This window comes from SAR324 cluster bacterium (assembly GCA_029245725.1).
Lineage (GTDB): Bacteria > SAR324 > SAR324 > SAR324 > NAC60-12 > JCVI-SCAAA005.
In genome coordinates this window covers 1-21963 of record JAQWOT010000138.1, presented here as the reverse complement: position 1 = coordinate 21963, position 21963 = coordinate 1, and the positions used below count along the sequence as shown (strand labels likewise).

Annotated in this window: 18 protein-coding genes; 10 read left to right on the top strand and 8 right to left on the bottom strand. The window is 49.1% G+C overall.

From position 1 onward, the window contains the following. Positions 1-74 precede the first annotated feature (74 nt). The 6 genes from P8O70_06360 (at position 75) to P8O70_06335 (ending at position 5379) form a co-directional block, all read left to right on the top strand. A complete protein-coding gene (locus tag P8O70_06360; GenBank protein ID MDG2196497.1) occupies positions 75-1679 on the top strand; it encodes a CTP synthase in 1605 nt (534 codons plus the stop codon). 4 nt (positions 1680-1683) lie between these two features. Beyond that, a complete protein-coding gene (locus P8O70_06355) occupies positions 1684-2148 on the top strand; it encodes a hypothetical protein (GenBank protein MDG2196496.1) in 465 nt (154 codons plus the stop codon). 3 nt (positions 2149-2151) lie between these two features. Next, positions 2152-2862, top strand: a complete 711-nt coding sequence (locus P8O70_06350; GenBank protein MDG2196495.1) for an LptA/OstA family protein — start codon at positions 2152-2154, stop codon at positions 2860-2862. After that, positions 2859-3392: an FKBP-type peptidyl-prolyl cis-trans isomerase gene (locus P8O70_06345; protein ID MDG2196494.1), complete on the top strand. Its 534-nt coding sequence runs from the start codon at positions 2859-2861 to the stop codon at positions 3390-3392. Before P8O70_06350 ends, P8O70_06345 begins: the two co-directional genes overlap by 4 nt. Positions 3393-4175: 783 nt before the next feature. Next, on the top strand, positions 4176-4337 hold the full coding sequence (locus P8O70_06340; protein ID MDG2196493.1) for a hypothetical protein: 162 nt from the start codon (positions 4176-4178) through the stop codon (positions 4335-4337). 526 nt (positions 4338-4863) lie between these two features. Beyond that, entirely contained in the window at positions 4864-5379 is a 516-nt protein-coding gene (locus P8O70_06335; GenBank protein MDG2196492.1) for a hypothetical protein, read from the top strand. 13 nt (positions 5380-5392) lie between these two features. Here P8O70_06335 and P8O70_06330 read toward each other — a convergent pair whose 3' ends face one another. Next, positions 5393-5809: a DUF1049 domain-containing protein gene (locus P8O70_06330; protein ID MDG2196491.1), complete on the bottom strand. Its 417-nt coding sequence runs from the start codon at positions 5807-5809 to the stop codon at positions 5393-5395. Between the two features lie 235 nt (positions 5810-6044). Here P8O70_06330 and P8O70_06325 point away from each other — a divergent pair, with 235 nt between their 5' ends. Further along, complete coding sequence (locus tag P8O70_06325; GenBank protein MDG2196490.1) at positions 6045-6491, top strand: hypothetical protein; 447 nt, start codon at positions 6045-6047, stop codon at positions 6489-6491. Here P8O70_06325 and P8O70_06320 read toward each other — a convergent pair whose 3' ends face one another. The 7 genes from P8O70_06320 to P8O70_06290 all read right to left on the bottom strand — a co-directional run bounded on the left by P8O70_06320 (position 6492) and on the right by P8O70_06290 (position 17486). Further along, on the bottom strand, positions 6492-7502 hold the full coding sequence (locus tag P8O70_06320; protein MDG2196489.1) for a hypothetical protein: 1011 nt from the start codon (positions 7500-7502) through the stop codon (positions 6492-6494). Between the two features lie 198 nt (positions 7503-7700). Further along, entirely contained in the window at positions 7701-11375 is a 3675-nt protein-coding gene (locus P8O70_06315) for a tetratricopeptide repeat protein (protein ID MDG2196488.1), read from the bottom strand. 68 nt (positions 11376-11443) lie between these two features. Continuing rightward, a complete protein-coding gene (lpdA, locus tag P8O70_06310) occupies positions 11444-12847 on the bottom strand; it encodes a dihydrolipoyl dehydrogenase (protein ID MDG2196487.1) in 1404 nt (467 codons plus the stop codon). A 168-nt stretch (positions 12848-13015) separates the two neighbouring features. Next, entirely contained in the window at positions 13016-14221 is a 1206-nt protein-coding gene (locus P8O70_06305) for a flagellar assembly protein T N-terminal domain-containing protein (protein ID MDG2196486.1), read from the bottom strand. Positions 14222-14238: 17 nt separating this feature from the next. Beyond that, complete coding sequence (locus P8O70_06300) at positions 14239-15684, bottom strand: hypothetical protein (protein ID MDG2196485.1); 1446 nt, start codon at positions 15682-15684, stop codon at positions 14239-14241. Further along, positions 15611-16021 (bottom strand): prepilin-type N-terminal cleavage/methylation domain-containing protein, encoded by a 411-nt coding sequence (locus P8O70_06295; protein MDG2196484.1) that lies wholly within the window; start codon positions 16019-16021, stop codon positions 15611-15613. The genes P8O70_06300 and P8O70_06295 overlap by 74 nt, the downstream gene beginning before the upstream one ends. 7 nt (positions 16022-16028) lie before the next feature. Continuing rightward, positions 16029-17486 carry an NADH-quinone oxidoreductase subunit N gene (locus tag P8O70_06290; protein ID MDG2196483.1) on the bottom strand — a complete coding sequence of 486 codons (1458 nt, stop codon included), beginning with the start codon at positions 17484-17486 and terminating at the stop codon, positions 16029-16031. Between the two features lie 175 nt (positions 17487-17661). Here P8O70_06290 and P8O70_06285 point away from each other — a divergent pair, with 175 nt between their 5' ends. From P8O70_06285 to P8O70_06275, 3 genes are all read left to right on the top strand, one after another. Further along, on the top strand, positions 17662-18912 hold the full coding sequence (locus P8O70_06285; GenBank protein ID MDG2196482.1) for an adenosylhomocysteinase: 1251 nt from the start codon (positions 17662-17664) through the stop codon (positions 18910-18912). Between the two features lie 7 nt (positions 18913-18919). Further along, positions 18920-20242 (top strand): amidohydrolase, encoded by a 1323-nt coding sequence (locus tag P8O70_06280; GenBank protein ID MDG2196481.1) that lies wholly within the window; start codon positions 18920-18922, stop codon positions 20240-20242. A gap of 90 nt (positions 20243-20332) precedes the next feature. Continuing rightward, a partial coding sequence (locus P8O70_06275; GenBank protein ID MDG2196480.1) for a cation:proton antiporter occupies positions 20333-21963 on the top strand: 1631 nt, incomplete at its 3' end.

Genomic DNA, 21963 nt, shown 5'->3' with positions numbered 1-21963 from the left:
CGGAGTGTCCTGCCAAGCTCCTCTCAATAACAGATTTCCTGCCGATAGCGTCCATCACCAGTCGATATTCAACTATGCAGACCAAATTTATCTTCATCACCGGTGGCGTTGTTTCGGGCCTGGGCAAAGGCATTGCCGGAGCCTCCATTGGTGCCTTGCTCGAGAGCCGTGGCCTAACCGTCAGTCTGATGAAACTAGATCCTTACATCAATATTGATGCAGGAACCATGAATCCCTTCCAACACGGTGAGGTTTATGTTACTGAGGATGGGGCAGAGACTGATTTGGATTTGGGGCATTACGAGCGCTATACCAATGCCGTCGTGTCTCGAGTTCACAACTGCACAACGGGGCAGATCTACGATAAAATCATTCGCAAGGAACGGGCCGGTGAATACCTGGGTGCAACTGTTCAGGTTGTGCCTCATGTGATTGATGAGATCAAGGAAGCAGTGCTTCGGGCTAGTGATAATGTAGATATCGCTATCGTGGAAATCGGCGGTACCGTAGGTGACATTGAGTCCTTACCCTTTCTAGAGGCGATCCGTCAGTTTCGTCATGATTATAGTCGTGAAAACACTCTCTATATTCACCTAACGCTGATCATCTATACGACAGAGATGAAGACCAAGCCAACCCAGCACAGTGTGGGTAAGCTACGAGAGATTGGGATTCAGCCAGATATGCTGATCTGCAGGACACCAGAACCTTTGCCGGATAAGTTGCGTGAGAAGATCGCCTTGTTCACCAATGTTCCTGTTGATGCGGTGATTGATGGGCTGGATGTTGATTTTCTCTACGAGATTCCGCTCGTCTATCACAAGCAGAAGCTTGATGACAAAATCATTGAGTTGCTGCAGATGTGGACACGACGCCCCAAGCTTCAGAATTGGGTAGATATTGTGGAAGCCTACAAAGAGCCAATTGATGAAATTACCATTGCCTTTGTTGGAAAGTACGTCAATCAGCGGGACACCTATGAAAGCCTCAACGAAGCGCTCGTGCATGGCTGCATTGCCTGCAACCTGCGTCTGAACCTAATCTATATCAACTCCGAGGAAATCACAGAAAAGACAGTTGGGCCAATGCTAGCTCCCGCTCATGCTGTGTTGGTTGCACCAGGCTTTGGAGAACGTGGTACAGAAGGAAAAATTTTGGCTGTTCAGCATGCACGAGAACAACAAATTCCTTTCTTTGGCATTTGTCTGGGAATGCAGATGGCTGTGATTGAATTCGCGCGCAATGTTGCCAATCTGAAGGATGCCAATTCTGGAGAATTTCAGAGTTCCCATGATGAAAATGTGATTGATTTAATGTCAGAGCAGCAAGGACAACAAAATACTGGTGGATCAATGCGTCTTGGAGCATATACGGCCCACTTGCGGGAAGGAACTCAGATTGCGCGAATCTATGCTAAACCAGAGATTCGTGAGCGTCATCGTCATCGCTATGAAGTGATGAACGAATTTGTTCCTCAACTAGAATCTGCAGGATTGGTGATTTCTGGCAGAAATCTGGATCGCGACCTGGTAGAAACCATTGAATTGGCAGATCACCCCTGGTTCATTGGCTGCCAGTACCATCCAGAGTTGAAATCAAAGCCCTTCGCCCCACATCCTTTGTTTGTTTCCTTCTCACGTGCAGCTCTGCACTACAAGCAAAACTCCTCTATAAGGTGACACTATGATGCGCTTCCGAATCGGCTTGCTGTCGCTGATCTTCTGCTGCCTCACCAATTTTGTCTGGGCACAGAGTAGCAATGCTTATGAACTTTCCAGCAACACCCTGATCCATTTGCGTCAGGCAGGTTTACCATTGGAAATTCTCAGGGATCTGCGGTCTTTGGTAGGAATTCGTTTTGACACGAAAGAAGATCTGCGTGCTGCGCTGCAGAAGTTGCCGCGTTCCCCGACAACCGAAGCGCTAGAACAGATTGAACAGTTTGCTGAGATGCGACGTCTACAACTGCAAGCCCAAGAATTCAGTGGTGATCAGAAAAAGGGTGAGTTGGTATTTCGTGGTGAAGTTCAGGGAGAATTGCCACGAGAACAGCTACGCTTCCGCTCTGAGTTACTCAACTTAGTGCGCCAAGAAAAGTACGAGAAAATGCGTAGTGAGGGGGCTGTAGAGGTGGAACAGTGGGAGTGAACCTTGCAGGCCGGATTTCTATTCTATGAGCGTGCAGAAGAAGGATTTGCGAACGAAGATGTGCGAGGACCGGTCCAGATCTTGCGCTTCAACGAAGAGTTTCGTGCTAGCGCTAAGCAAGGAAAAATCAGTGGTAATTTAATGCAGGCCGACCTGCTAAGACAACAGGTGCTCCTACAGGGACGCAGTGAAGCGGAGCCTGCTCAGATGGAATTAGACCTGGATGAAATTCGTCGACAGCAAGCGTTCAATAGTCTAGAGGAATTGCCACCAACCAGTGATTCTCCAGAGATGGTGACTCTACAGGCAGCTCAGGCAACGCTCAATAGCCAAGTTCGGCGTCTTTTGCTGGAAGGAGCGGTAGAGCTTTTCAAGTCACCAGAACAGCTACGGATCTACGGTGGTCGGGTCCAGGTGGAGTTTGATGCAACTCAGCAGATTCAAACAGTCTATGCGGAACGAGCGGTATGCTTCGAGCAGCCTGGGCGAGTAGCCCGTGCTGATTCTGTAAGGATGGAGCAAGCAACCCAACTGATCTTATTGGAAGGCAATGCCCAAGTGCAAACCGATCAGTACAACCTGCAAGGTGAGTCGATCAAGCTTTACATGGATGTCAGCCAAGGAGTGGCTCAAGGTGATGACAATTCTCCGATTCGGGTTACTATTTTGATGGATCAGCCCAATTCGGCAAGCAACGCATTTCGGTGTAGATGAATATCAGCAATAACACCTTCACCAACCTGCGTACCAAGTACACTCCCCCTGTCACGGACGAAGGCAAGCAAGGGGAAGAAGCCAATGGTGTAAAGGAAGAAAATCCAGCTCCTGAACTGGCGATGGATGCTTCCTTCAAGAAGTTACCTGGTGGGTTGATGGTCTACGTTGAGGAGTTGGGCAAGGGGGAGAAAGTTGAAACTGGCAGTAAGCTCAGCGTTCATTATGAAGGCTGGTTAGCTAGCGACTTTACCAAGTTCGACAGCAGCATCGACAAGGGACGGCCTTTTGAATATAACCATGGCGAAGGCATGGTTATCAAGGGGTGGGAAAAAGCCATGGAGGGAATGCGGGTTGGTACTAAGCTACAACTCAAAATTCCTGCCAAGCTAGCGTATGGTCCTTCTGGAATGTCTGGAGCTGGTATTCCTCCCAACGCAGATCTGATCTTCAAACTAGAAATATTAGCAGCAGAGAAGCCAGTAGAAGATTCAAAAAAATCACCGAACTCGGTAGATCTTTACGCCTGAAGATGGATTGATTATAGGTGAGTTGGGCCTGGTTTGAGGTCGGTGATCTGAGCCACGAGCCTGAGAAAAAGTAGATTAAAGCTCCCCTTATTTAATGTAAACAAATTCGGATAGCTTTAATCCACTAGCGTAATCTTTACTTCTTCCTTCTGTTTCTTCCTTCCGCCAAGTATCCTTTCAACATCCGCGCAGTAAATCCGTGCTTCTTGCACATTTCCCTGACGAGAGACAGATCCTTGTTTCTTTCATCCCGTAACGCAGTTTTTCTTTGCTTTTGCAGTTCTGCAATCTGATTCTCAAGTTCTTGTACGCTGGGCATGGTCTTCCTCAGTTAGCTGTTGATCAATTAGCAAAGTAAACTTTGCTTCGCCTCTAAGATAGTACGCTATCCTCTGCAAGTTAGTGCAAAGAGCGTTCGTAAGCAATCATTACAGAATCAGTTACTTTTATTCTGTAATCTGTTTTCTCTTAGTTATAGCAGTTTAAAGCTGCTAATTTAAATGAGTCTATCCAGTTCATGAAATGAATGCAAAAGAAACTTTTTTGATTGGCAACATCGAATAATATCAACCTGAGCACCCAAGTTATGTGAACTCAACAAATTAAACTCTGAAACTTAATTCAGCAATATAGGGTCTGTGTGTTGATAATTCGATACCAAATTGAATAGTTCAATACGAAGAAAACTACTGTGTCTAGTTAGTTCAAGCACCTGTGATTCCTACTTGGAGTAAAAGAGATGGGACGTTTTCTAATATGAAAAAATAAAATTAGAGAATATTTATGGATAATCAGTACAGTCGCGAGTACCAAGCGTATCTGACTTATGCCTTACAGCGTTACCTGATCGAACACTGTAGCTATACTGAGAAAGATGCTGAGATCAAAGTGATGCAGGATTTCGAAGAAGTAGAGCAAGAGGCACGAGAAGCTGGTTTCTTGTAAGAGCAATGTTTATTGGCAATTATCCGAAGCATCCAGCCAATGCAATAACGATTTCGAACGAGTGTGAGATGCTACCAAGCGGGTAGCGATTTTTTTACTCTCGAACAAATATTCTTTCTCATATGTGAGAACACCTCAGTAGCGACTACGACCATTTCCTTGCTAAGAAATCACGACACGGCAAAAGGCAATAAATATAATTCAAACAGAGCCAATCGCATCCTCTCTCTTCATACTCGTTTTCTACTAGAGCTGGCTCTAGCCACACAACGTATTCTACGGAAGCCCAATCAGTCAGGTAGTATCAGTTTTTCATTAGTGATAATGTGAATGAAAAATAGTTAGCAAAGATGAGACTACACGCCGATTTTCTGGAAGACCGATTTTGTTTGAAAATAAGTAGAAAAGATTTCTTGATTTGAGTTAGTGCGGTCAATTGGATTTTCTCAAAAGTATGCGGAGTCCTCTCCATACGAATTTAGAATAAGATTATTTAGTGATCCATGCTTTAGCGAAGTTTATGTATATGAGTACAGCGAGTTCCTTTGGTTTAGTGAGCGGTCCGCAAATTGCCTATGTAGTGGTACATGCAGATGAATATGCGATTCAGGCCAGCAGGCTAGTCAAGAACTCACAGGATTTTCAGAAAAGTCTTCAGCAGCATCTACAGAGACTATTACAGGAACAGGTCAATGTGATTTTGCTGAATCTGCAAAAGACGGAGCAGCAACCACCAAAATTCCTAAGATCCTTAGGGGACCAAGTGACTGTGATTCCCTCACTAGAGCAAGACTCAATCAATGCCCAGTCAGAGCGACTAAGTGAGTACTTGGTGTGGCAGAGGGGTCTGAAACAACTGGTCTTCACAGGTGGTTGGAAAAACGCTTGCCTCAAGCACACGCTCCGCCGGACAGTGATGACAAAAGATCCATTTGAATTGGGGATTATGGACGAGATCCATCATCCGGTTAGAGGCATGGTAGAGTATGGGAGGCAAAGGCTTGAAGTCATGGTCACAGTGGACCACGACTTCGTGTTCTGAGGTGTAGAGAGAATCAGGCGGGTTCTGCAGTCTTTTCCGGTAAGCGGCGTGGTTCCTCTGACCACTCCTTGTCATCAAGCAAGTATTGCATGCGCTCAACGATTTGTTGTAGTTCGTGATTACGTTGCTCAAGGGACTGGTTCTTGTTGCGCTCCAGCAGGACCAGACGCTTGAGGCGCTTGACTTCCATCACTTGGTTGCGGTGCAGGACTCTGAGTTGAGAGTGATAAGTGAAGAAGTAGGCCACACAGAAAAGGATACCCAGCGCCAACGTTACAAAGATCGGTACAAAAACTGGGCGCTCGAACCGGAAATTCAGACCGAGTTCATCAAGGTTGAACCGGATCACAATCGGATCTAGATTCTGGGTGATGAAAACGATACTCAGGTAAAGAAATCCGGCGAAGAATACGAGCCAGAGATAGCGCATAGCCTCCTTGGTACTGGGAGTAGATTACAGTGGTGGTATTCACTTCCACCAGAGCCGACACTATGAGTGCTCTGGGAACACCGACCGTCTCTGGAAATCAGGGTACTATCCCTTACTTTGTCGCCGAGTGTCAAGATCTTGGCAATGTCAGATGTGCGTATGTATGAGTTCTTTCAACTTTTTTGGATATTCAAGACGGAGAATAATGAGAATTTGCAGGACTTTAGTGCTCTTGATGAGTGTATTGAAGTTTTGTGCCGTACCTGTAGCTGCTGTGGAACTCTCACTACTGGATGAGTCGCGCCAAACCTGTGATTCTCTGCGTCAAGGAGAAGGCTTTTCAGAATTACGCTCTGATCCGATGTGGAAGGACCTGCGCTTCCGCTACCAATTTGATGACCAGACGGGCAACTGCGAGTTCTCCGGTTTTGAACTGCGCCTGGATTCCTGGCAACGTTCCCTGATGGATAACCTACTGCAAGGAATCTCGGTGCATTATGGATCACGCTTCAGCCCTGATTTCTGGAATCTGACCAATTGGGTTCAGGAAGAACAACCACTGAGCCGAATTCAGGTCTTTCGCAATCAGGAATTTTCCTTCTCCATCATTCCCGATGCGCAGGGTCACCCTGGTGTACTACTCCAGTTCACAACCCTACCTGGTGAATTCCTTGATCAGTGATCATTGGGAGTCGAATTCCTCACAATCTCGCAGCCCTTGAGCCTTCCCCCACTCGTACATGTATTCAGAGACCTGTAGCAGCGCCGCAGGATCTCCCGGATTGATGTGGTCTCCTGGCAGCCAGAGTTCAGACTTTGGATCTGGTGCCGCATTCCAGAGAAGACCGTAGGAAGACTGCGGTGAAAGGCGGTCGTCACGACCATTAATGAAGTGGATGGGAGTATTCCGAATATTAGGTAAATATGTTTCCATCTCACCATATTCCAAGAGAGTTGAGAGGAACCAGGCAAGGCTACCTGCCAGCGCTCGTAGTCCAAGATCCTTGCTCCAAGCAAACAGTCCTTCTGGTTCAGAAGGCATTTTGTAATGAATGCGGCCTTGACGGACAAACTCACGGTTAAAGAGTCCTTCAAAATCAGTGAACGCATAAATCAGCAATAACCCCGAAACGTTCTCATTCTCCAAGCTGGCTAGAGCCGCAGTGAAGGGAGCTCCAAAGCTGCCTCCAGCCAGCACAACTTGCTCTGTGAAGCGAGCATCTCCGTCTAGTGAACCGTTGGTATAACGTAGCAGGGCTTGTAAGGCACCAAGAGTATGGAGCATTTCCAGACGAATCAACTCTCCTACATTCCACCACTCAGCAACCCCATAGCTCAGCCAGACCTGTTTGCTGACATATTCACGAATAGGGTGCTCCATTGCCACAGTGTTGGCTGGATCATTGAGGACAGCGCTTCCATCCAGCAGATTCTTACCCTGCTGTACTCCGGTGAGTAGTATGGAAGTGTCACAACGCAGGCCTCGGGGATTTCCTCGAAACCAAACAATGGTTTTTCGTTCAGGGTCGCTGATGGATTGGATTTCCCACTGCTCAGTACCAAGTTCACGAACTTGCCAGCGTGGGATCTCTTTAAGTTCAATGGGTTGACGAATTTGCTCCAGTTTCCAGTAGCTTAGTCCCAAAAAGGTAATCAGCCCCAGCAGCAATATCCTCCCAATCCAGCGCAGCATTACGATTCCAAATGATGATTGATCGATGCCTTCAGACAATCACTGGATTGCCCATTTTTAGCAAAATTTTTAGCAAGTTTTTGGCCTTTTGTCACAGAATGTAGGAACTGTAGAAAGTGACAGCGGGAGTCTGAGGAGGCCAACTGGTAGGAGAGAAAGCATGGAGGAGATGGATCTCCCTACTGTAGAAGTGACGAGCTATTCGCGACGACCAACCATGGCGAAAGCACCCCAATAGAAGGGGCTGCTCCAGCGGAAGTCCTCAACCATTTCAAGACGGGCCTCTCGCATGGCTTCTCGTGGGGGAATACCATCCAGGTATTTGTCGTAAAACTTGGTCATCAGGAGTTGAGTACCGTCGTCAGCGACCTCCCAAAAGGAATTGATTACGGAGTCAACACCAGCTTCCTGAAAGGAACGGCGTAGACCATAGACTCCCTCACCTTCATGAATCTCACCTAGGCCCGTCTCACAAGCAGATAGAATGACAAGGCGGGTACCAGTCAAGTTTAGGCTGAGCACCTCCATCGCAGTCAAAACTCCGTCATTGTCCGTATCGATTTCACCCAACAGCGGAGCATTCGGATTCAACCCAGCGAAGGCCAAGCCAGCACGCAACAAGGGGTTATCTGCTGGAGGTGGGATTGGATTTTGACTACCACGCTGCATGCCCATGATGCGCTTGGCCAGACGTTCCTGTTCTTTCAGAAAAAAGCCATGAGTCGCAATGTGAAGAATCTCAGGAACCTTCTCAGCGTTGTAACTACGTAACTCTTTCTCTTCAGCTGCAGCCCGAGTAAAAAAGATTGTGCTGCGCTCCTTGTCACCCACAACCTCTTCAATCACTTCACCTTCCTTCTCAGCTCCAGGAAGGGGACTGAAGTTTAGCCCACGCAGACCGTTACCCATGCGAATGCCAGAGTTTACGGTTGCTGAACGCTTACTGGAAGCAACCATACGAGCTTCTGGAGAGTTGCTGATTTCATCAGAATCATAGTCTGGGCCCGCGATGATGAGCACATCGCCCTCAGCAGGTTCCAGCGGATCGATGACCAAATCTCGAGCAGAACTGATTAACCGCAGATTCAGGGTCTCAATCAGGTACTGGTCCTCAAAATCAACCAATGCGTCAAAGGGCAATACATTCAGCACGCTGTCTGGGATCAGGAAGATCGAATCCTTGTCTTCTAGAAATTCAGTGATTGGATCCCAGAGCGGCTCATAGAGTTCTTGGGCAATCAGTTTGATATCGTCCTCAATGACAGTCACATCCATCATGTAGTCACGCAACTCCATGATCATGTCTTTGAATGGCTCCAGTTCTTCATAATTATAGAAGTAGAGTTCACCTTCATTCAGGATAATGACACAGAGTGACCACTCATCGTTTTCATCACGATAGGCGAAAAAATCGACCAGTGCGTGTTCCTCACCAACAGCATCAAGCACATCTTCAACACTGACCTGCTGAATTGCCTGCCGAAAGACAGCGCTCGCTTCTCCTAGACGTAGTTGAAGGCTGTTGACTTTATTTTCGAGATCGTTGATCAACTGAGGAAAGTTGTTACGAGTTTCTGGAGTGGGGCCAGAGAGCGTCAAGGCAGCCAACTCCTTGCGGGCAGCGGTTAACTCTTCCGTGACGACTTGCAACTCGGGAGAGTCTGCCATCTGAACTACCTGCTGAGTTTCACTAGTGATCTTCAGTAGCAGTCCCTTGCGCCGGAGGCTGATATCAAAAATATCTCGAGCAGTGCGTTCGTCATCTAATTCAATCAGCAACCGAATGTACGCATCTAACTCAGGACGATAGAGATTGATATAGGACTGACGGGTATTGTCACCAGCTACCCAGAGAATTCGGTTCAGAAATTCGTTACGGCGCTGATAGCCCAGCTGTCGTGTTTCGTAGGCGTCATCCAGATCTCCCATCTCTTGCTGGAGATTGGCCAGATTGTTCAAAGTCTCAAAGGTGTAAGGGTGCAATTCTCCAAGGACCTTGCCCTGTAGCCCAAGTGTTTCCTGGAAAAGTTCTAGGGCTTCATCCTCACGACCTTGCTCAACGTAGAGCACGGCAAGATCATTCATACTACGCAGCACGTCTTCGTGCTCCTGCCCTCCAAATAGTTCAGTACGCAGTTCGAGGGCGCGAACCAAAGTTTCTTCTGCTTGGTCCAGTTCGCCAAGTTGTGTTTGAACTCGGCCACTATTGTTAAGTGCCTTGAGTGTATCCTGGTGCTTTTCTCCGTAGAGTTCCTTCCAAATTTCGTAAGCTTCGAGAAAATTAGTTTCTGCTTGTTCTGGTTTTTGGTCAATCAGGTAGAGGTAGGCCAGGTTGTTAATGCTGGCCACCGTGTTTGGATGAGTTGGACTGAAGACCGTCTTGTTGAGCTCAATAACTTGCTGATAGGTCCGCTCCGCTCGGCTGAAGTCTCCCTGCGCCTCGTAGAGCATGGCAATGTTGTTGTTGAGCGCTAGTGAGGTTGGGTGCTCTGTGCCTTGCTCCACTTGGGAAAGTGCCAGTGCTTTCTGATAAAGTGGTTCTGCTTCGTCATAGAGTCCTTGGCTTTCTAGGACAAGAGCCAAGTTGTTCATGATAGAGATGGTCTGAGGTGCACCTTCGCCGAGTGCAGCGCTCATTGCTTGCAGTGCCTGTCGATAGGTGGCTTCAGATTGAAGCAACTGGCCAAGCCGACGGTAAATGCCAGCCAGATTGTTCAGATCACCTGCTGTGTTTGGATGAGCATCACCAAGAATTTGTTGGTCGATTTCGTATACTTCTTGGTAATAGCGAAGGGATGCAACAAAGTTATTAGTATTTTCATAGAGTTGAGCAAGATGACTTTTTGCGTCGATCACTAATGGATCTGCAATTCCAAGTAGCTGCTCTGCCGTTGCGATCACTTCCAGGAACATTGGCTCTGCTTCGTCGGGACGTCCTAACTGTCGATACAACTCTGCCAATCGTTCCTTGGTTTCCAGCGTCTGTGTTTCCTCGGGTCCCTGAACCTTTGTGCGTAGGGCATAACTCTGCTCCAGTGGTTCTAGAGCAGGACGTAATTTGCCTTGGCGCTGATAAAGCTGTGCTAGGTCTTCCAGGACATTGATTGTAGGCAAAGCTTCTGACCCAACTGCTGTCACGAGAGTTGCTTGAGCATCCTGTAAGCGCTGCTCTGCTAGTTCATAGCGTTGCAATTCCGCATCATTGTTTGCCAAGGTTTGTAAGCGCAGAGTGGTTCGGGGATTCTGTACCCCCAAGGCTTCAGTAGATACAAGATAGGCTTTTTCATAAACAACATCAGCCATCTCGTATTCACCCAACTCGGCAAAGAATCCTCCGTACTGATCAAGAATCTGCAAAACGATGTTGGAGTTGGTACCTTGCTGCTCCATGGCGATGACTAGAGTCTCTTGGTAGAGCTCGTTGGCGATTTCAAGTTCTCCCAGTTCTCCATACAGCAGTGCCTGGAGTAAATAAGCCCGAAGGGTTCGTTCATCTCGTAGCCCGAAGTGTTGATCTGCCAACTCACGAGCTTGTAGAACCTTGTTCAGGCTATTTTCCAGTTCCCCGAATTCATATTCCTGCATCGCCTGATCAAAGATTTTTTTCCAATCACGAGCCAGTTCAACAGGATCAATGGTGGCCTCTTCAGTAGCTGCAGTTTCTGGCTGTTCAGACTTTACAGATGCAGCCTGGGTTTCTGCCTCCTGTACTGTGGATTCAGTACGCTGGAGCACATCTTCAACCTGCTGTAGTGCATTCTGGGTCTCCGACAGAGCTTTTTCACTTTGCTCATTTTCTTGTGCAATGGCCCAACTATGGGTCAGCAGGTAACTGGCACAGAACACGACAAAGGCTCGTTGGCGCAGCAGCATTTGGCCTCCTTGAACCGGCACTCTTGACAAAGGGGGAAGACGACCAAAAAGATCGTCTGGATAATCAATTAGATATGGATCGCTCGCTTGTCTGTAGCATCCAGTGCAGCTTCCTTGATTGCTTCTGCAAAAGTTGGGTGAGCGTGGGACATTCTTGCAATATCCTCAGCGCTGCAACGATATTCAAAAGCTACGACAGCCTCTGCAATCAGGTCTGCGATCCGGGCTCCAACCATGTGGATACCTAGCACTTCATCGGTTTCCTGATCAGCAATCACCTTGACCAACCCATCAGTTTCCATCGCTGCCCGGGCACGTCCCAAGGCTTTGAATGGGAAGGAACCAATTTTGAAGCTTCGCCCAGCCTCCTGTAACTCCTGCTCTGTGTAGCCAACACCTGCGGCTTCTGGCCAGGTATAGAGCACGCTGGGAATTGCTCGATAGTTCATGTGGGGATGCTGTCCAGCAATGACTTCTGCGGCGAACACTCCTTCTTCCTCTGCTTTGTGTGCCAGCATTGCTCCACGGATGACGTCACCAATCCCATAAACTCCGGGCACGGCGGTCTGCAGCTGGTCGTTGACGGGGAGTCTGCCTCGCTCATCGGTTTGCAGGCTGATCTTATCGAGGCCCAAGCTATCTGTGAAGGGTTTGCGACCAACAGCTACGAGGCAGTATTCACTCTCAAAGCTCACTTCTTCACCCTTTTTATTCTTGGCAGTCACCACGACCTTGTCATCACTGGCAACAGCCTGCTGGACAGCATGGCTCAGGTGAAACTTGATGCCAAGCTTACGCAGAATTCTCTGCATTTCCTTACCTAATGAGAGATCCATGGTGGGAATCAGACGATCCATGAATTCAATTACAGCGACCTGGGTACCCATGCGAGCGTAGACAGAGCCCATTTCCAAACCGATGATTCCTCCACCAATCACTAGCATGGTTTCCGGGACACTGGACAAGGACAACGCCTCAGTGGAGGTGATAATACGTTTACCGTCGATTGGTACATTGGGCAGTGAAGAAGGCTCAGAACCAGTGGCAATGATGGTATTTTTCGTCTGAATATTTTCTGTACTGCCATCTGCCTTGCGAACTTGAATTGTATTGGCATTCACAAAGCTGCCATGGCCTTGGTACACCTCGATTTGGTTCTTATTCATCAGATACATAACACCATCGCAAGTCTGAGAAACTACCTCGTCTTTGCGCTTCTTCATGTTGTCCCAGTTGAGGCTCAGTCCTGAAACATCGATCCCATGGGTCGCAAAGTGATTTTTTGCGTTGTAGTAGTGCTCGGTTGAATCGAGAAGGGCCTTGGAAGGAATGCAGCCCACGTTGAGGCAGGTTCCCCCAAGGGTGGGTGATTTTTCAATCAGGGCGGTTTTCAGTCCGAGCTGCGATGAACGAATTGCAGCGACATAGCCACCAGGTCCTGCGCCAATCACAACGACATCAAATTGGCTCATGAGTTCTCCAGAAAGTCTAAGAAAAGGGGGTGACCGAACATAGAGAAGTCCGTTAAGTAAAGTTTGTAGGTAATGAGGGAAAAATTAGGCGGACTGGATTGATGTTGCAAACTAAAATCCCTGCCGCCTTATTCAGAAGGGAATCGATCAAAATGAAGATAGGGTGAGCTACTGGGGTACTTCCAACTGCTCTGGTGCAGCTACTTCTTCGATGGCGGGGGCTCGAGGATTGAGGAAGACGATGCGGTTACCCGTAGCTTCTTGGGCTACCAGAGGAATATTTTTCTCTTGTAGATCACGGCGCATCTGACGTCGCAGACGGCTTTTGTCCTCAGAAGAGAACAGCTCGATCTCAATGTAGCGATTCGTGTTTTTGAGTTCGCTGAGTTGCTGGTATCCCGGAGTGTTTTCAAGATAGTCGAGGATCATATCTTCTTCCTCGATGCTGTAATTTCGGAAGACCAGCAGATAGGCGTTGCCGATATCGCCAATGCTCTGGTAGTAGGACAGTACTCGATCAATAGCTTCCTGAGCAGCATCTTTACCAGCCCGAGTGCCTGCCTTGCCCAGCATGTTGAACCAGTCGTAGGAACCAGGCCGGTTAGCGGAAAGTTCCTTGCCATAGGTGACTACATCAGCGATTTGTCGGCCTGTGTTGGCATCATAGACACTGAGTCTCACGGTAGCCTTGGTCGCATAGAAAACACCACCACGTTGATCTCGTTTGCCACCGACTAGTTCGAAGCGTACGAGGATTTCCGCCTGCTGATCCAACGCCAGGGCAATCAGGTTGTCTACTGGGCGATCTACCAATGCAGCTTGTTCAATCGTCCGGTAGACCTCTTCCATTGCCTGCTCATTGAAAACACGAAAACCCATGCGGTTGAATTCATCCCGAATCACAGACAAGGTTGTGCTAACAGGCCCAATGTCGCGGGGTAAAGCATTCGGATCGGTTGGCGCATACACGATCATCACTCGCTTGTTGCCCATCTTCTGGTGCAACACCCGGAGTGCTGTCAGAGTATCGACAATTCGGCTGTCCTGGACATCTGCTCGGATCACTACTTCGTAGGCGGAACCTCCACTGGAGCGACCTTCTCGCAAGACTTGAAACTCCCTGATGAATCCTTGGCTGGCACTGAAGATTTCATCACGGATGACCTCAAAATTCTGGGTCAGTGTAGTCGCATCAACGTAGGCTCCAACACCTTGTTCAACAGCCTCACGCTGTGCGTTCTTCAAGGCCTGAGTCCGTGCACCACCAATATTTTCGTCATAGATCGTTGCCACTCCAGTCACTGTGATTTCGCGTGCCAATGCCGTAAAATTTGTACATAGAGTCACAATCAGTAACAGGATCAGGTAACGCATATTCCTCCTTGGATGATTCAATTGATTTCCAAACCAAATTCAGGATCTTCAGAGAGAAACGGCAGTTCCACTGGTTCAATACGAGTGGGCTCCATTTCCGCAGGTTGGCTGACAGACTGAATGATAGCACTAGCAGCACGAGGCTGCACCAAGGCATCTTCAGGTGGTGATGTAGTCCCTGCGGCTTCGATAGTATTTTCTGCTAGATTGTCTAGCGGATTGTAGCTGCCAGCAGCTATCTGCATATCGGTCCAGGCTTGCGCATACTTGATTCCTGGCTGATAGGCGTTGGCTTGCGCAAAATGATAAGCTGCCAATGACCACCGTTGCTGCAATCGATACACAGAGCCCAGATTGAAGTGTGCAGCGGTTAGATTCTGGCCATCTTGAGGCCGCGAGGTACGGGCGTAGAACTTGATGATTGCACTGTAGCGCTGAAAGTCCTGACGTTCTAGCAGGGCGATCAGTACAGGGTCTATCTCTTTCAGTGAATAGGATTTTCCATACAAGCGCAATAGAGCTTTGAGTGTGTTTTGAGGCAATCTTGCTTGGCGTAGTCGCGTGTAGAGCTCGTTACCGAAGGTGAAGCGTTCAGATTCACCAAAGGATACAGGCTCAAAGACTACGTAACTCCAGCCTTTCAGCGCTCGGTCATAATCTCCACTGACAGCATAGCGGTTAGCCTGCAGGATTCTTGGATGCCCCAAGTCCACGGTGTCACCGCTCCAAGGCAGGGGAGAGGTGCCGACTTCTAGCTCGAGAGTGCGATTTTTTTGCACAGGATTTAGACGATCCAGCATACGCTGCACAAGCAAGCGCCCAAGCCTCATCATTTCACTATCAGCAGGAGGCATCGCCAGAATCTCTGCCTCTCCTACGTAGCTCTGCTGAAAAGAGATCTTTTCATTTCCCTGATATAACTCTTGTCGGCTCCCAGCGTTCAGAAAAGAGAAGCGAATCTCCAAATCCAAAGTGCGGTGCATCACCCGTTCACTGAAAGGAATTTCTTCAAATTCAAAAGCCTGTCGAGGGATCGCAATCTCTTGACCAGGCTCCTGGATCATCACATTGCGCGGTCGTAGATTAATTCGGGTGTTCCCGCGAGTCTCTTCTTCATCACGGACAGAAAAAATTTCAACCTCTGCAGCAACCAGGGCGGTGTATTCGCGTTGTGTCTGGCTTACTTCATCCAGATAGTCGAAATTAGGGATTCGATAGACTTCTTGAATAAATATATCACGAAACAAACCAGCTTGACGTCCTGTAAAACGTTCCAGCGAGAAGGCAGATGTGCGCAGTAGTGCTTCGGAATTGGGCGGGTCAGAGTAGTAGACGGTTTTTGCCAGACAGCCAGAGAGTAGTAGCGATAGTAATAGGAGAAATAAAAAATTAGTCAGTGAGGTCGTCTGTAGTTTGTACCAATTGCTTGTCTTGGTTGATGGTCCAGGTGTCTTCAGTTGCATCGTCATCCAGGTTGGCAGTTGCAGTGGCGGTGAAGGTACTGGCGGTGGCCGTGATGCCGTAGCTGTAAATGGCATCGTCCGCAATGCCGACTCCAAGAGCTGCGAAGTCATCGGTGTAGCTCCCATTACTGGCATGATAGAGCTTTTCTGCCGTATGGATTGCCGCCAAGTTAGTCTTGACTTCGCTTTGCTTGGCTCGTTGCAGATAGCCTTCCAGGCTGGGATAAGCCAGGGTTGCAAGAATGCCGCTGATCGCAACAACGATCATCACCTCAATCAGGCTAAATCCCTTGGGATGATGGGCACCGTATGCAAGATATCGACCTCTGATTGGCATAGGCACCTCATAGCAGAGACCTCACGGACTCGTTGATGAGTAGGAGAAATTCATCAGGGAAGATCCCCAAGTACAGCGTAGCGAAGACGGTCAAACCGACTCCGAAAGAAGCCAGTCGTGGTGGAGTTTCTACAACTGTAGAGGTTTCTTCGCCTGCCTTCAGATACATGCAGGCGATGACTTGCAGGTAATAGTAAACCGAAAGTGCACTGTTGAGAACCGCAACGACCGTTAGTAGAATCCAATCGGCTTCCAGTGCAGCTCCGAAGATCCGTAGTTTACCAACAAAGCCACCCGTCAGGGGCAAGCCGATCAGTGAGAGCATCATCAAGCTCATACCCAGTGCAAGCATCGGGTTGGTTCGCGCATAGCCGTGCAGGTCTTCGTAAGTCTCCAGAATCCGTCCACGATTGCGAATAGCCAGAATGCCAAAAGCACCAGTGCTGACCACCGCATAAGCCAGCACGTAAAAGAGAACGCTACCAATCGCAGCAGTTGTGCCTACAGCAATGGCTACCATCATGTACCCAGCATGTGCAATAGAAGAATAGGCCAGCATGCGCTTCACGTTTTGTTGCTGTAAAGCGACCAGATTGCCGATGGTCATCGTGAGCATGGCAAGCCAACCAAGGATAGTTTCCCAGCCCTCAACTTGCTCCAAGGGAATTCCAACCAGCAAGATTCGGATCATGATTGCAAACCCTGCTGCTTTGGCAGCCGCAGACATGAACCCGGTGACCGGTGTTGGTGCGCCACTGTAGACATCCGGTGTCCACATGTGGAAAGGAACGATCGCCACCTTGAAACTCAGGCCGATGGTCAGCAGTGCAATACCTGCAAGAGCCAGCGGAGTCTCCACAGCCCCCAGGCGTAGTTGCTGCAGCATATCTGGGAGGTAGGTACTTCCAGTTGCGCCATAGAGCAGTGAGATACCGTACAGCAGAAATCCGGTGGAGAAAGCGCCCAACAGCAGGTACTTTAGCGCAGCCTCGCCTGATTCAGGCACCTTGCGTTTCATGCCAACCAGGATATAGCTGGAAATCGACATGATTTCGAGCCCGATGAAGATCACCAGCAACTCGAGACTTGAAGACATCAGCATCATCCCAATCAACGCGCTCAACAGTAGGATGTAGTATTCACCGAAGTTCATCTCGTTCTCGGTGATATAGTGCCGTGAGAGCAGGATGGTCATCAGTCCGATTAGCAGGTACACCAGTTCCAGCAAGATCGAGAAGTTATCTGCTACCACGGTGCCGTAGAAACCTGTGTAACCAGCGCCGTACAACTGCAACTCAGCAAGCATGGTCAGCACGATCCCTCCCAGCGAAACGCTGACGAGTACGTCGTTGCGGCGGTTGGACGGAACAAAGAGATCTGCCAACATCGCCACCACCAAGGTCAGAAATAGGATCAGTTCCGGAATCAGTGGTAGTAAATCGACCAGTGAGATGAAGTTGGGCATGCGGGGCTCTACCTGGGATTGGATAGCGAACAAAAATGCGCAAAACTGCACAAATATGTAAAGGAAGCACTGAAAAGACAAGTCACAAACTGGAATCATTCAACATTTTGCAGGCCTTGGAAAAGGCAAAAATACTACTTATATTTCTGATTGAATAAATATATTAAAAATCATTATGCAGTCCAACATCATCTCTTCGCCAGAATTGGCCAGTCAGGGTTATCAAAAGATTGAGTGGGTACGACGCAACATGCCGATCCTGAATCAGTTAGAGGATCAATTTGCGCAGGAACGACCTTTTGCGGGCAAGCGGGTAACGGTCTGTATTCACCTGGAAGCCAAGACCGCCTACCTGGCACTGGTACTTCGAGCCGGTGGGGCAACGGTTTCCGTTACAGGTAGTAATCCTGAATCAACTAAAGACGATGTGGTGGCCGCACTTGCTGCAGAGGGACTGCATGTTTATGCTCGTCATGGTGCTAGTCCGGAGGAGATGCGCCGGTACATGAGCATTGCGCTGGAACTACAACCGCATGTAGTGATTGACGATGGAGGAGATCTAGTCGAGCTACTCCATGAGTCGCAGCGGCAACATGGAGAACAGATGCTTGGAGCTTGTGAAGAAACAACTTCTGGAGTACTCCGTGCCAGAGCACGCGCCAAGGCTGGACAACTACGTTTTCCAGTAATGCTGGTCAACGATGCACGTTGCAAGTACCTCTTCGATAATGTACACGGCACGGGGCAGTCAGCCTGGGATGCAGTGATGCGCTCCACCAACCTGGTATTGGCTGGCAAAACAGTAGTGATCATCGGTTATGGCTGGTGCGGGAAAGGATGTGCACTGCGGGCCCAAGGATTAGGTGCAAACGTAGTGGTTTGTGAGATTGATCCGGTCAAGGCAGCCGATGCCATGATGAATGGCTGTCGAGTCTTGCCACTCAGAGAAGCCTGCCCAATCGCTGATGTAGTGTTGACTGTTACCGGAGGGCGTCACGCCTTGCGCAGGGAACACTTCTCCTTGCTGAAGAACAACGTCCTATTAGCCAATGCTGGTCATTTCTGGGAAGAAATTGATGTGGAGAGCTTGGCGGAAATGTCGACAGAGCGTCGAGAGTTACGTACCAACATTGAAGGATTCCATCTCTCCAACGGAAATTGGCTGAATCTGCTGGGAGGTGGAAACATCGTCAATATTGCTTGTGGAGATGGTCACCCAGCGGAAATCATGGACACCAGCTTTGCCTTGCAGGCTCTTTCCGCACGCTATGTGGTGCAGCAGTCGGGTAGGCTGGCCATAGATTGTCATCCGGTACCCACGGAGATTGATGAGCAGGTGGCCCGTTTGAAACTAAAAGCAGCAGGAGTTTCGATTGATACGCTGACCCAAGAGCAGCAGGATTATCTGGCAAACTGGCAAGTCTGAGCAATTCATGAAGCTACTAATACGACAAACCACTCTGGTCACCGTCAACGAGAAAGACGAGGTGTTGGAACAGGCCGACCTAGCGATTGTCGATGATAAAATCGCTGCGATTGGTGAAATCCCAGAAGGCTTTGTACCTGACCGAATTCTTGAAGGACAAGACCGCATTGTGCTGCCTGGGTTAATCAATAGCCACACGCATTTGTCGATGACGCTGATGCGCAACTATGCGGACGATCTGGACTTCTGGCCCTGGTTGATGGAACGGATCAAGCCGCTGGAAGATCACCTGGCTCTAGAGGACGTGCGAATCGGTGCCCGTCTAGGTCTGGCAGAATTGATCAGAGGTGGGACAACCTGTTTTCATGATATGTATTTCCATATGGATCAGGTTGCTGAAGAGGTGGAAGCTGCTGGCTTAAGAGCCTGCCTCTGTGAAACATTATTCGATAATGCTGGTCAGGGCGAACAAATACTCCGTGATGCGGTTGACCTGCATCGAAACTGGGATGGCCAAGCAGAAGGCCGGATTCGTGTTGCAATAGCCCCTCACTCAATCTATCTCTGCAGTCCGGGTTACTTGCGTGAAATTCTGCAGGAATCCTTGCGGCTACAATGTGGGTGGCACACGCATCTCTGTGAAACAGAACAAGAGGTGGAGAACTGTCGACAGCAGCATGGCAAAACCCCTGTTCAACTGCTGGCTGATCTCGATTGTTTTGAGGTTCCGGTAGTAGCGGCGCATGGAATCTATGTTGATGAGCAGGATCAGCGCTTGCTACGGGAAGGCAAGGTGAGCATTGCCCACAATCCGAGTAGTAACCTCAAGCTCGCCAATGGCATTGCTCCCATCCAGTCTCTGATGCATCAGGGAGTAAATGTTTGCTTGGGAACGGATGGAGCTGCCAGCAATAACAATCTCAACCTGTTTGAGGAAATGCACTTGGCAGCCTTGCTCCAGAAGTGGAGAAATCACGATGCCAAGGCTCTCCCTGCTTCAGAGGTCCTAAGAATGGCTACGATCCGCGGTGCTCAGGCCTTGGGATTGGATCACCAGATTGGATCGCTGGAAGTTGGCAAGCAGGCAGACCTGATCATGATCAACACATCCCAACCGCATCTGGCTCCACGCCATGACCCGATTGCACTGCTTGTCTACTCTGCTCAGGCTTCAGATGTCTGCACGGTCATGGTCAATGGGAAGATCCTGCTTGAAGATCATGTCTTGCAAACCCTAGATCAATCCTCCTTGCTGGAACAGGCTTCTCAGCAAACCCAACAACTGCTCCAGCGAGCACAGGCTCACAAGCCAAAGTCTACACTGCTGTAGCGCAGTCCGTTCGCGTTTCCTAGGCATCGCAAGGGGCTCTGAGCAAGAGCTTCTTCCTTCTCTTTTCCAACATTTTTTGGCTGTTTCGGGATGGAAATTCCGCTGTTGCGAGATCTAGTGATCATTTTCAGTCTGTCGGTGGTGGTGATCTACGGCTGCCGACAGGTGAAGCTGCCGATTCTGGTAGGTTTGCTAGTTACCGGGATGCTGGTTGGTCCCAGAAGCTTCGGGCTGATTCACGAGGTACATCTGGTCGAAGTGATGGCAGAGATTGGTGTCATCCTGCTGCTTTTCTCAATCGGAATTGAGTTCTCCCTGAAGAAGCTCTGGCAGATTCGCACACTCGTCCTGATCGGTGGGACACTACAAGTCGGCCTGACGATGTTGGGAACCTTTGCCGTGACGCACTACCTACTGGGATGGGCAGCCACGCAGGCTTGGTTTCTTGGGATGCTGTTATCGTTGTCTAGCACCGCCATTGTGCTGAAGCTTTACCAGGAACGCGGGGAGATGGAGACAATGCAGGGACGTCTAGCCCTGGGAGTTCTCATTTTTCAGGATATTGCGGCGGTGCTGATGATTCTGGTGACCCCGATGTTGGGAGGAGAAGTTCTCGAAACATCGAGCCTTGATGTGTTTCGCCTGGTGTTGATTGGTCTTGGTCTACCGTTATTCATCTGGCTGGGATCTCAGTACGTTCTCCCCTGGATGTTGCACCGGGTGGTCAGTACCCGCAGTCCAGAATTGTTCCTGTTGAGCATTGTCAGCATCTGCTTTGCAGTAGCCTGGGGATTCTCACAGGTTGGTATTTCCTTGGCGCTGGGTGCCTTTTTGGCGGGTTTGGTGATTTCAGAGTCCGAGTATAGCCACGAAGCCTTTGAACACGTGTTGCCGTTCCGGGAGATTTTTACCAGTATTTTCTTTGTTTCTGCCGGCATGCTGCTGGATATTGGTTATCTCTGGGAACATCTTGGGCTGGTGCTGGCTGTCTTGCTAGCTGTCTTAGTCTTCAAGTTGTTCATACTTTTGGTGGTGGCGATTTTATTGGGAATGCCACTCCGCACGGCTTGGATTGCCGGATTTAGTTTGTGTCAGGTGGGCGAGTTTGCCTTTGTGCTCAACACAACGGGTAGCCGCTTCCAGCTGTTAAGTCCTGACAATGAACAACTCTTCCTGACCGTGATCGTCCTGACGATGATGCTCACCTCTTTCCTGATTGCTGGAGCCCCTCAATTGACACAGTCCCTGCTACATCTGCCCTGGCCTCGACGTTTGCGAGCTGGGCTTTACAAGGGCTTGCGTCTACAGATTCGTTCTTCTCGCTATGATATGCAGGATCACCTAGTGATTGTTGGTTATGGTATCAATGGGCGTAACGTGGCTCGAGCTGCTAAACGTGCACAGGTACCCTATGTAGTTTTGGAAACCAACCCCGATACGGTTCGTAGCGAACAGGCCCTGGGTGAGCCGCTGGTTTATGGTGACGCTACCCAGAAAGCGGTGTTGAACCGAGTAGGAATTCGGCAGGCAAGAACGGTTGTGGTAGTGATTGCAGAAGCAACGGCAACTCGACAGATCGTTTCAGCAGTCCGGGAACTCAATCCCAGTGTTTACCTGATTGCTCGAACTCGTTATGTGCGCGAGGTGGAAGAGCTACGCCGCCTGGGCGCCAACGAGGTGGTTCCTGAAGAATTTGAAACCGCACTGGAAATTTTTGATCG